This window comes from Vicinamibacterales bacterium, from assembly GCA_036012125.1.
GTDB lineage: Bacteria > Acidobacteriota > Vicinamibacteria > Vicinamibacterales > UBA823 > UBA11600.
Window position 1 is genome coordinate 235974 of record DASCOS010000004.1, and the last position, 11972, is coordinate 247945.

Sequence of the window (11972 nt, forward strand, 5' to 3'; positions counted from 1 at the left end):
TGCCTGCGAAAATTCTGCCGCCGAACGACGAAAGAGCGAACGGAATGTCGGAAGAATCTCAATTGAATGGTGTTCTCCAGAGCAGTGGGGAAGTGCGTTCGCAGCTCACCCAGGTGCTCGCCGGGCGGATTCTGCTGATGGATGGTGCGATGGGCACGATGATCCAACGATGCGGGTTGTCGGAGGCTGATTTTCGTGGCAATCGCTTTCGCACACATGAGCGAGACCTAAAGGGGGACAACGACCTCCTAGTCCTCACACGACCGGACGTAATTGAGAACATACATCACGAGTATCTCGAAGCTGGTAGTGACATCATCGAGACCAACACGTTCAACGGGACCTCAGTCTCACAAGCAGACTATGGCCTTGAGGCGATCGTCTATGAGCTGAACGTGGAGGCAGCCAGACTTGCTAAGCGAGCCTCGACTGTCTGGACTGGCCGAACACCAGACCGTCCGAGATTTGTGGCAGGTGCCATCGGTCCGACTAATCGCACCCTGTCGATCTCTCCAGATGTGGACGATCCGGCGGCTCGAACAATCACATTTGATGCGCTTCGTGACGCCTATGCGGAACAGGTGCGAGGACTACTTGATGGTGGAGTTGACCTCCTGCTCGTTGAGACGATCTTTGACACGCTCAACGCCAAGGCCGCGATTGTTGCGCTAAGTGAAGAGTTTGAGCAGCGCGGCTACGAAGTTCCGGTGATGTTGTCGGTAACGGTGACTGACCGCAGTGGTCGGACGTTGTCGGGACAGACCATCGATGCGTTCTATGTGTCTACTCGACATGCGCTCCCTTTTTCAGTTGGCATCAACTGCGCCCTTGGTGCCAGGGAAATACGCCCGTATCTGGCGGAGCTGTCGAATCAGGCTAGTACCTTCGTTAGTTGCTATCCAAACGCGGGCCTACCTAATGAATTTGGTGATTATGACGAACTCCCTGATGAAACAGGCCAACTGCTACGAGAGTTTGCCGAAAGTGGTTTGGTCAACATTGTTGGTGGCTGCTGCGGTACGACACCTGATCACATAAGGGAAATAGCGCAGGCCGTTTCAGGGCTGCCCCCCCGCGTTGTGCCGACGCCAGAGCACAGGACTCAGTTTGCCGGTCTTGAGGTACTGACGATTGATACTGATAGTAATTTTCAAATGATCGGCGAAAGAACGAACGTGACCGGATCTGCGCGCTTTGCTCGACTTATCAAGAGCGAGGAATATTCAGAGGCCAGTTCGGTCGCCATGGAGCAAGTCCAAGGTGGCGCCAACCTTGTTGACGTCAATATGGATGAGGCAATGCTCGAGTCCGAGCAGACGATGGCGCGTTTTCTGAATTTCATTGCTACAGAGCCAGAGATCGCAAGAGTTCCGTTCATGATCGATAGTTCCAAGTGGTCGGTCATCGAAGCTGGACTCAAGTGTGTCCAAGGTAAGCCGATCGTTAATTCAATCAGCCTCAAGGAAGGCGAAGCCGATTTTCTTCGAAAGGCGACGTTGGCCCAGCGCTACGGGGCTGGTGTCGTTGTGATGGCGTTCGATGAGGTCGGTCAGGCTGACACGGTGGAGCGTAAGGTCGAAATCTGTAAGCGTGCTCACCAACTATTAACTAAAGAGCTTGACTTCGACCCGCACGACATCATTTTTGATCCGAATATTCTGGCAGTTGCAACTGGACTCGAGGAGCATAACAACTACGCGATTAATTTCATTGAAGCCATCAAGGTTATTAAGGACGCGTGTCCCGGTGTCAAGGTGAGTGGTGGTGTAAGCAATCTCTCGTTTTCCTTTCGGGGTAACAACGTTGTTCGCGAGGCAATCCACTCGGCCTTCCTTTATCACGCTATTCGGGCCGGGCTTGACATGGCGATCGTCAATGCGGGGCAGCTTGTTGTCTATGAGGACATACCTCAGGAGCTGTTGCAGCATGTTGAGGACATCATTTTCAATCGTCGGCCGGATGCCACCGAGCGGTTGGTGACGTTCGCGAAATCGGTGAAGGGCGAAGGTACGACCCGAGAGGCCGATCTGTCGTGGCGAGAGAACTCTGTTGAAGCCAGACTATCGCACGCGCTTGTGCACGGTATTGTGGATTTCATTGATGGTGACGTGGAAGAAGCGAGACAGAAATATTTGCGGCCTCTGAAGATCATAGAGGGTCCGCTCATGCAGGGCATGAAGGTTGTCGGAGACCTGTTCGGGGCAGGCAAGATGTTTTTGCCGCAGGTGGTGAAAAGTGCGCGAGCGATGAAGAAGGCCGTGGCCTATCTTGAACCATTCATGGAGGCTGAAAAACACGCGTCAGGCAGTGACACGAAGCCGGTTAAGGTGGTGATGGCTACTGTCAAGGGTGACGTGCACGATATAGGGAAAAACATTGTTGGTGTTGTACTGAGTTGCAATAACTACGAGGTGGTCGACCTTGGGGTGATGGTGCCGTGCGACACGATCCTCCAGGAGGCGGTTGATGGGGGCGCCGATTTTATCGGTCTCAGTGGACTCATTACCCCGTCGCTTGATGAGATGGTCTATGTAGCCAAGGAGATGGAACGCCGAAACTTTTCGTTACCGTTGTTGATTGGTGGTGCCACGACAAGCCGGCAACACACGGCGGTTAAGATCGCGCCGGAGTACAGCCAGAGCACGGTCCATGTCCTGGACGCGTCTCGGGTGGTTGATGTTGTATCGAACCTGTTAAGTCCCACGGCCCGGGATGGGTTCGAAGCGGAGAACAGCCGTGCGCAGGCAGAGATTAGGAAGGCCTATGCCAACCGAAGCACGAAGCCTTTATTAACCTTCAAAGAATGTCGAGCCAATCGTCTCCGGTTTGATTGGACAACCGCCGAATTACCAGTGCCGTCGTTTACTGGTACGCGAGTAATAGACGATGTGCCACTGGATGAGCTCGTGCCCTACATCGACTGGACTTTTTTCTTCTCGGCGTGGGAACTCAAAGGGCGATTCCCTCAGATTCTTGACCATCCGAAGTATGGGTCAGCGGCTAGGGAACTATACGCTCACGCCCAGGCGCTCCTCGGCCGGATAGCAGATGAACGCCTCATTACGGCACGTGGGGTTTATGGATTCTGGCCGGCGGATGCCGATGAGGAGTCAATCGCCGTCTACACTGACACGGACCGAACACACGAGTTAGCTCGCTTTCCGATGCTTCGTCAGCAAGGGGTGATGGCTGACGGACGACCAAATCGATCTCTCGCTGACTATGTTGCGTCGCGTGACAGTAACCGCACCGACTATATCGGTGCCTTCGCTGTCACTAGCGGTTTGGGCGTGGAGGAGGTAGTGGCAGAATTTAAGCGAGACAATGATGACTACCACGCGATTATGGCGAAAGCCCTCGCTGACCGGCTGGCCGAGGCGTTCGCGGAGTACCAACACGCACGTGTCAGGCGCGAATGGCAGTACGGTGCAGCGGAGGAACTGACCCACGAGGATCTGCTCGCTGAGCGTTTCCGTGGTATCCGCCCGGCGTTCGGTTATCCAGCGTGTCCTGATCACAGCGAGAAGGTCAGGTTGTTTCGGGTACTCGATGCTGGGCGAGTGAGTATCAGCCTGACTGAGTCGTGCGCAATGATGCCAGCTGCCAGTGTGAGTGGGCTCTACCTTGGTCACCCGGAAGCGCGATATTTCACTGTTGGTCAGATTGGTCGAGATCAAGTGGAAGCCTACGCCACCCGTAAACAGCAGCCGGTGGATGAAGTCGAACGCTGGTTGACCCCGAATCTTGAGTAGGACACCTACTAGGTTTACCTTAGACTTGTGAGCGGTGATGGGGCCGATGAAATACCACATCAGGCAGCACTCGCTTCAGCAGGGTGCTCTGGAGATTCAGTATATCGAGGAGTATTTCGGTGAATTTCCCAGGCGGAAGACAGCGACCGAAGTGATTCAGCGTCTGGATGGTCGCGATCATCAAATCCTAATGGCCGAAGCGCCACTACCTAATGATCCAGCGACTGTTGTCCCTGTCTCCTACAAGGTAGCGCACGAACTAAGGCTCGAAGAGTCTGAACCGAAGCTCATAGATCTCGTTGTGCGGTTGACCAACTGTCTTGATTTTAACGAGCGGAAAATATTGTATAGCTGGATCGGGGCAACCCGTCGGGACTGGCGAGGTCAAGGGCATTTCCGCGCGCTCAGTGAAGAGCAGGAGGTCTGGGCACTAGACAACGGATTTGATGAGATTGTCGTGAAAACGAAGAATCAGTTCTATTCCATGAGAAGTGTGCTCGACAGTCTTGAGTTCAACGTTATTAAGTACGAGATCAATAAGCAAGATAACTGTGAATCGAAAGTCTATTTAAGCAAGCGACTCGCTCGAGAGGTTCTCAAACGTCACCAGAGCAGACGGTCCATTGTCCGGGTGTAGTCTCACTCTGCCAAGCTAGGTAGTACATATGAGATGCCTAGATCTGGTCGAACGATAACGGATTGGCTTTACCAACAATCGCTCTATTGGTCATTGGAAGCTGGTTGGTCGCCCTGTGCAAGCCGTGTTCGCGCCTTCTCAACATCTCGGTGAAAGACAAACAATGGATCGGCTGTATCTTGTTCGTCGGTGAAGTTGTAGTTTCGACCGCCGCGGACTTTTAGCTGCAACCTGTGATCGAGGTAGTCGATTTCGAATAACTCAACTTGGTCGAGCGGCACCGAAAATGCATCATCATGGGCGGTCTGGTAGTGGAAGCCCTGAAGGTTTGCCACCAGTTGTCCTTGGCAAGAACCAAACCGATGCTTATGAATGACGTCGACCGTCTCGTCGAGTCGCACAACTCGAAACTCGATGTTTAGTTCGACTGGCGTGTCAGAAATGTCGATGGTTCTGGCGATCCCTTCGTAGCCTTGTGCCGCAACGTTCAACTGGTGCTGCCCGGGTTCGAGGTTAGCCATGTCCAGCGGTGTATTGCCCAAAAATCTACGATTAAGGAAAACCTGTGCTCCGGTGACATCACTGGTCACTCGGAGGATATGGGTTGGTGGAAGTGGTTCAGGAGTTGGTTCTGGTTCGGCTGGCGGCGGTGTTGGGCGAACAGGCTCAGGTTCTGGTTCGGATTCAGGAGTGGGTTCTGGCGTAGGTAACGGTGTTGGAACGGTTTCAACAACATCCGCCTGTGGCTCCTCCTCAGGTGACAAAAAAAGAAAATAAGAACCGACGGCAACGGTCATAAGAAGTAGCAGGACGACGCGCCGTCCGCTAAGGCTAAACGAATTACCGCCTCGGTCTGAGCTAGTAGATGAATTTTCATCAAGAAAAGCCATAGACTCATGCTAGCACGTGCGGGGTGAAGATTCGTGAGCGACCGAGGCAACCGGTTACCATATGGAGCCATCCGACTGTCTCGGAGTGGCCGCTAGAGACTTAGGATACGATCGATGCCTATGACATTCTGTCGTCACGTGGAACGACCCCGAGCGGTTATGGCAGCAGTGATTATGTGGTTGCTGTGCTTCAACCCATCTGCGATCGCCCAAGACGTGCCACCCAAATTTGTAACACCTTTCAGTCTCGACGAGATGACTGCCAAACAGGCCGTCATTAAGACCGATCGAGGCCAATTTATTATCGATCTGTTACCCAAGGCTGCGCCGAACCACGTTGGGTATTTCATCAAATCAGCAAGAGAAGGGGTCTACGACGGTACGATTTTTCATCGAATGGTACGGCACGGGATTGTCCAAGGTGGAGACCCCTTAACAAAAGATTTGGACAAGGCCGAGTCCTACGGCCAGGGTGGACTTGGTGTTCTCGCCCTTGAAATAAGTGATGAGAGGCACACGCGTGGTGCAGTGTCGGCTGCTCAGGTTCCGAGTGAGCCTGACAGTGCAGGGTCACAGTTCTTTATCAGTGTTGTAGACCAACCTGCACTTGACGGCAGTTACACGGTCTTCGGTCGAGTTTCAAGAGGGATGAATCTCGTTACTGAGATTTCAGAGGCTGATACCGACAAGGAGGGCAAGGCCATAGAACGGATTGCTATCCATGCTGTTGCCATCCGCGACAAGCCATCGCCACAGCCGATGCCGTTCTCGCAGGACAGCGTTGAGGAGCTTGCTGCTTACCGAGTGGTCCTTGCGACTACCTCAGGGACAATCACGATCGAATTCATGCCCGAGATTGCACCCGAGCACGTCCGAAACTTTTTACGACTCGCTTCAGCTGGGGTGTTTGATGGGATGTCAATCCACCGGGTTGTTGAAGGAGCACTCATTCAGACTGGTTGGCTTGGTAGCCGAGATCGCCCCCTGGACGAGAACCAAGAGCGCCTTGTTACGAACCTTCAGCCAGAATTCTCAAACACTGCGCACGTTCGCGGGATTGTTTCCATGGCCAGGGGGGACGACCCGGCTAGTGCGTCGACTTCTTTCTTTATCTGCACAGCCACGGTGAGTTCACTCGACGGGAACTATACCGTGTTTGGCCGAGTGGTCGACAGTATGGCGACCTTGGACTCCATTGAATCGCTGCCACTGAATGGTGAGAGTCCCTTGGAACGAGTTGAAATTCTCGCTGTGCAGGTCGCACGCTAACTAGTAGGGACCGTTGTTCTGGATGAGACCCTGTGAGTAAACCAGATTTACGCTGATGAACCCAGTCATCCGCTAGAGGGGCTGACCGTCATGGTGACTCGGCTTTAATAGTTCAAGTGAGGCACGTTCAGCCACGCCTTCTGTCTTTAGTGCAGTTCACTCTGCTTCACCTCTCTTCCTGCAAACGGAGGCCGCAGTCTTCTAGCTACGTCTATCGATGCGAGTATCGCGCGTTCAGAAACGTTAAGGTGTTAACGACGAATCGTAGTTCATCATAAAGGTGAAAAATTTGGAGACCTCTACCATGTCATCACCAATGAATCGAATACGGTGCGAATCGACACGTTCAACTTCTGGTAGGTAGGCTAGAAGCTGCGACGGACGGTAGTTCTTAAACGTTACGTCGAACTCAATGGGTGTTGACGGGTTGTATGGTGAGAACTCCACGATACGGCTGACGGCATTACGAGCCTTCTCCCGGATCAATGCCCGTCCGGCTAAAGGGTGGAGTGTGCGAGCCGAATGAAAACCGTAAGACCATTTCACGACAGCTCCCTCGATGTCACCGATTACAGATCGCACCTCCTCCACAGCCGCGTCATCACCGGAGACCATGATGACCGGTACGCCGAAGTGACCAGCGATGCTCGCGTTGAAACTACCCTCGGTCATCTCAACGCCGTTGACGTGTACCGCTGCAAGTCTGGCACTCGAAGTAGTGTGGGCGCGGACACCGTTCGGGTTAGTTGTGCTCGAATGGTAGCCGATGAAGATGACGCCATCGAACGTCTCGTCAATTCCCTGCATCATGCCAAGGGGGCGAGGAAAAGACCGAACGATCTGGACATCTTCAGGAAGTTCGTCAATTAGCAGATTCTGTCCGTTACCATGGGAGTCACTTACCAAGATTTGGTCGGCGCCGGCTTCCCGCGCACCTTCGATGGCCGCGATGACTTCCTCAGTGAGGAATTTTCTAAAACGTTGGTATTCAAATCCGCTCGGTCCCAGCTGCTCACTGCTGACTGCTCCAGTGACACCCTCCATATCGGCGGAGATATAGATTTTTAAGCCTCCTTGTTGCCCGTACACATGGCCTATGAGCATCAACCACAGAAAGGCCACTAGAAAAGCGTCTCGCTTTCGTGTTCCTTTATTCATGTCGCACCCTCCTTCAGTCTTAGTCCGACGCAAAATACTCAGTTGCGATCCTGTTTCCTCTTAACTAGGTGATGAGAGTAACGGTTCCCGTGGGGTGTTACCAGTGTCTAATGACCACCCACGGTCAGCCCACAACCGCCCCCGGTAGATTTATCCAGTGCCGGTGGATCCCTGTGGTCACCACTCAGGTATAGTGGGCTTCCTTCTATGTTGGCAATCGAGATATCCAGGCCGGGTGGACCAGAAGTTCTCACTGCAGTCGAACGGCCGAAACCAATACCAGGCCGCAGTGAAATCTTAATTGCCGTGACGGCGGCCGGTGTAAATCGGCCGGATATTATGCAGCGGCAGGGGAAGTACCCGCCACCGCCTGGAGTGTCAGACCTGCCGGGATTGGAAGTCGCAGGAACTGTAGCTGGGTGCGGACCCGATGTTAACAACTGGCACGTTGGTGACAAGATATGTGCACTTGTTCCCGGGGGCGGTTATGCGGAGTACTGCGTTGCCGAGGCATCGGTCGCGCTGCCGATTCCCACCGGTCTTGATTTCATTTCCGCTGCTGCGTTGCCAGAGACCTACTTCACGGTCTGGACTAATGTCTTCGACCGTGGGCAGCTGAAACCTGGAGAGAGTGTCCTTGTACACGGCGGGTCCAGTGGTATTGGGACGACTGCAATTCAGCTAGCGTCGGCGTTTGGCGCTCGGGTGTTTGCCACGGCTGGTACGGCCGACAAATGCGCCGCCTGCAAGCGCCTGGGCGCTGAACAGGCTATCAACTATCGTGACGAGGATTTTGTCGAAGTAATTAACACGGTAACTAGTGGCAATGGTGTCGATGTGGTACTGGATATGGTTGGTGGTGACTACACACCGCGCAACATTCGCGTGTTAGCCCCGGATGGTCGTTTAGTGCAGATTGCGATTCTTGGCGGGCCGAAAACAACAATTAACTGGATTCCGATTATGCAGAAGCGACTAATGCTGACAGGATCCACACTAAGGCCCCGTCCCACCGCTGAGAAAGCTGCGATTGCACAGGCTCTACATCAGAATGTGTGGCCTCTCATCGAGCAGGGTCAGGCGCAGCCAGTTATTTATGCGACGTTTACTCTGAAAGAAGCCAGCAAGGCGCACCAACTGATGGAGACCAGTGCGCACATCGGCAAGATCATTCTAACTTCCTAATCAGCAATCACTCGCAAGCACTGTGTACCTGAAACAACGGTGTAGGGGCCTAGGGCTCACTAGTCGATGTCGAAAGACGTACGCGGCCAACGCCGTTTTCAAACACAACCGTCGTTCCAAATGGTTTAGACAGTCTCGCGATGTCGCCTATGATTTTCTCGCCGAGTTTATCGTCGGCAAACATCGGACGACCTCTGACAGTCCGCGGTGTACCGAATCCTAACGTGATTGGGTGGAGACGGAGTTCCGCTAAACGTTTGCCGTCCCATTCAGCGACTGCGACGATCGATTCCCAGATTTCCTGCTGTGCAGGGAACCCTCGTGTGTCATTGTCATAGCGCCGATCGTTGAAATCAGCGATGTGTGCGTTACCGTCTAAATTGTAGGGCTCATAGTTCTCGCTTGGCAGTCGCAGTAACGTTTCGTTTTGAAAGAGGAAGTTCGCGAGGCTGTAAATGATCGGCTTACCATTCCGGATTTCAATCCCACGCACAACGTGTGGACCATGTCCGATGAAAAGATCGGCGCCCGCGTCGATCATGGCGTGGGCAAAGGTAGTCAGAAACTGTGCTGGCACGAACCGGTCACCAGCACCTTCGTGGGCATGGATGGTTAAGATCGTGTAATCGGCCTGCCGACTGGCGTTGGTCACGACAGCCGAAATTTCTTTCACGTCTTGGGGATCTGGTTCGGTCAACACGTCCGGAGCGTCTCCGACGATAAAACGGTTGCCACGGAATGTAAGCTCGTCATCTACGGCGGGTACGGTAAATCCCAGTTCCAGCATGGTGCCCCGGAGCGATTCGAATCGGTCACGTGTGACGACGTAGGTTGTTGAGAAGCGAAGAGGATTGAGGCCAGGTCTTGCCGGTACATCGCCACGTGTTCGCCCGGCCCGTGAATGATCAGGAAACGTTGATGCAACCGAGATCAGTGCCACACGAGCCTCGGTCGTTTCGAGGAATCGGGCCTCACGTGCCTCAGCCAGACTATGTCCGACACCAGCCTGCGTGAGTCCTGCGGCCTCAACATAGTGCGTGGTCAGGTCCATGCCTAACGTGCCATAGTCTCCGGTATGGTTGTTCGCACGGGCAACCATGTCGAATCCCGCCCAGACCAGTTCATCTACTAGGGCCGGCGCAGCACGCATATAGGTTCCCCCGCTCTGGTGCATCGGGTAGGGTTCGTAGTCATGGAACAGCATCTCGAGGTTTGTAAATGCAATGTCGGCTCCTCGAAGAAGCTCTACCATGTCCAAGAATTCAGGTTCTTGATAGACCGAGAGACGCCGGGTGATGATGGAGTCTCCGGTAAGGGCCATTGTGAAGCGGTCTTCACTGGTGGGCTGAATCGAGTGTAAGTCTCTCCGGCCCTGCGCGGCTGCCAGCGTGGTTGTAGCTAGCGCTACGGCAATGAGCGTGAGCTTGCGGAGCGGCATTGGATGTCTCCTTGGTCGGCCTGAGTGTGTCGAAATGATCAGATCGGGATTGTAGCGCAGTTTTCAAGAATCGAAAGAGCACTGCGAGAGGGGAGGAAGACCAGTTATGAAACCGGTAATTTGGGAAGACATTTCAGTCGAGCGTATCTCCGATTCCGTTCAACGGCGCGTTTTGTGGGGAGATAAGGGCACCTTTGCCCAGTCGACCCTCGCCAGTAGTACCCACGTTGCGAAACATCGGCATTCGGCTGAGCAGTTCACGTGCATCATTAAGGGCGCGATACGCCTCAACGTTGACGGCCAAGAGGTGTTGCTTAAAGCGGGAGAAATGCTCGTGATACCCGCGAACGTCGAGCACGAGGCATGGGTGGTTGAGGACTGCGTCGTGTGGGATTTTTTCACCGAACGGCGAGACGATTGGCAAGAGGGCATCAACCAGTACCTGGATAGCGACTGACCAGGTGTTCAACTGTCTACCGGTTCTTAACAGTTCCAACGTGGAACAAGTTCGCGAGCCTTGGGACAGCTCGGTTGATTATCAGGCCGGTTATGAGGAACGGCACCGCTGGGGGCAGCAAGGTTATTGCTATCGGGCGTCGGCGCTGTTGATAATGTTGCGCAGGATGCCGACTCCTTCCAGTTCCACTTCGACGACGTCGCCTGGTTGCATACCCTGGGTCTCTCCAGGCGTTCCCGTGTAAATGACGTCTCCAGGCTCTAGCGTGACGAATTGACTGACGTAACTGACAATCTCCGATGAATCAAAAAAGAGGTCACTTGTCCGCTGAGACTGACGGACCTCGCCGTTCAACCTAGTCTGGAGTAACAGATCGTCTGGGTTCAAACCGCGCACGAGGACTGGCCCAAGGGGACCAAAGGTGTCGGAACCCTTTGCTCGAAACCATTGGAGATCGTTGGCCTGCCAATCCCTTTCACTAACATCGTTTCCAGCCGTCACACCGAAAACATAGTCCAGTGCTTCTTCCCGGGACACGTGTTTTGCACGTCGGCCAATCACGAGCACCATCTCCCCCTCGTAGTGCACGTTTCTGGCTCCAGGGGGGAAGACGATCTCTTCGCCCGTAGCAATCAGGGACGTTGGGTATTTGGCAAACAGTCCGGGATATAACGTCGGCTCACGCTCGCCAAGATGACTCCGGTAGTTGAAGCCGACCGCAATGACTTTAGATGGTTGAACAGGAATGAGCAGTCTTGCGTCGTCTAGCGCCACAGTCTGGCCGGTGAGTTCCACTGTTTCAAAGATGTCGCCGCGCAACTCGTGAATTTCTCTGCCCTTAAGCACCCCGTAGGATTCGGCCCCTTCGTGGGCATAACGCACGTATTTGGTGATGTCCTGGGCTGTGAGGGATGCGGTACAGATGAAGCTGACACAAGCCGTTGCAATGAACTGTCGCATGATTCCTATTTCCTTATCTCGAAAATATTCGTTCCATATACCATCAATAACGCCTGTCTAGCCCAAGGTGTCCTACAGCAATCCAATCACTTGCGGGAAATGCTTTATGGTCAGCCGATGTCTCGTCGTTTGGCCACGCCGCTCACTGTGTCGTACACGACGTAGCTAGCTACTCCTGTCAGTCCGCCATAGACCTCTCCAGGGTTCACTATCAACGTATCACCAT

The 11972-nt window shown here is 53.8% G+C and carries 9 protein-coding genes; 5 read left to right on the plus strand and 4 right to left on the minus strand.

The window, feature by feature from the left end:
• The first annotated feature begins 44 nt into the window (after positions 1–44).
• Both metH and QGH09_02375 read left to right on the plus strand, forming a co-directional pair.
• Complete coding sequence (gene metH, locus QGH09_02370; protein HJO17030.1) at positions 45–3752, plus strand: methionine synthase; 3708 nt, start codon at positions 45–47, stop codon at positions 3750–3752.
• Positions 3753–3798: 46 nt separating this feature from the next.
• Positions 3799–4389, plus strand: a complete 591-nt coding sequence (locus QGH09_02375; protein HJO17031.1) for a hypothetical protein — start codon at positions 3799–3801, stop codon at positions 4387–4389.
• An 83-nt stretch (positions 4390–4472) separates the two neighbouring features.
• Here the strand turns inward: QGH09_02375 and QGH09_02380 are convergent, their stop codons facing one another.
• Positions 4473–5279: a PEGA domain-containing protein gene (locus QGH09_02380; GenBank protein HJO17032.1), complete on the minus strand. Its 807-nt coding sequence runs from the start codon at positions 5277–5279 to the stop codon at positions 4473–4475.
• Positions 5280–5393: 114 nt separating this feature from the next.
• Here QGH09_02380 and QGH09_02385 point away from each other — a divergent pair, with 114 nt between their 5' ends.
• Complete coding sequence (locus tag QGH09_02385; GenBank protein ID HJO17033.1) at positions 5394–6548, plus strand: peptidylprolyl isomerase; 1155 nt, start codon at positions 5394–5396, stop codon at positions 6546–6548.
• 243 nt (positions 6549–6791) lie between these two features.
• Here the strand turns inward: QGH09_02385 and QGH09_02390 are convergent, their stop codons facing one another.
• Positions 6792–7706 carry a M55 family metallopeptidase gene (locus QGH09_02390; GenBank protein ID HJO17034.1) on the minus strand — a complete coding sequence of 305 codons (915 nt, stop codon included), beginning with the start codon at positions 7704–7706 and terminating at the stop codon, positions 6792–6794.
• Positions 7707–7913: 207 nt separating this feature from the next.
• Between QGH09_02390 and QGH09_02395 the strand changes: the two genes are divergently transcribed.
• Positions 7914–8891 carry an NAD(P)H-quinone oxidoreductase gene (locus tag QGH09_02395; GenBank protein ID HJO17035.1) on the plus strand — a complete coding sequence of 326 codons (978 nt, stop codon included), beginning with the start codon at positions 7914–7916 and terminating at the stop codon, positions 8889–8891.
• A 49-nt stretch (positions 8892–8940) separates the two neighbouring features.
• Here the strand turns inward: QGH09_02395 and QGH09_02400 are convergent, their stop codons facing one another.
• Positions 8941–10329 carry a CapA family protein gene (locus QGH09_02400; GenBank protein HJO17036.1) on the minus strand — a complete coding sequence of 463 codons (1389 nt, stop codon included), beginning with the start codon at positions 10327–10329 and terminating at the stop codon, positions 8941–8943.
• A gap of 106 nt (positions 10330–10435) precedes the next feature.
• On the opposite strand from QGH09_02400, the gene QGH09_02405 reads away from it, so the two are divergent.
• Positions 10436–10786: a cupin domain-containing protein gene (locus QGH09_02405; protein ID HJO17037.1), complete on the plus strand. Its 351-nt coding sequence runs from the start codon at positions 10436–10438 to the stop codon at positions 10784–10786.
• Between the two features lie 129 nt (positions 10787–10915).
• Here QGH09_02405 and QGH09_02410 read toward each other — a convergent pair whose 3' ends face one another.
• Complete coding sequence (locus QGH09_02410; GenBank protein HJO17038.1) at positions 10916–11746, minus strand: fumarylacetoacetate hydrolase family protein; 831 nt, start codon at positions 11744–11746, stop codon at positions 10916–10918.
• Between the last annotated feature and the right edge of the window lie 226 nt (positions 11747–11972).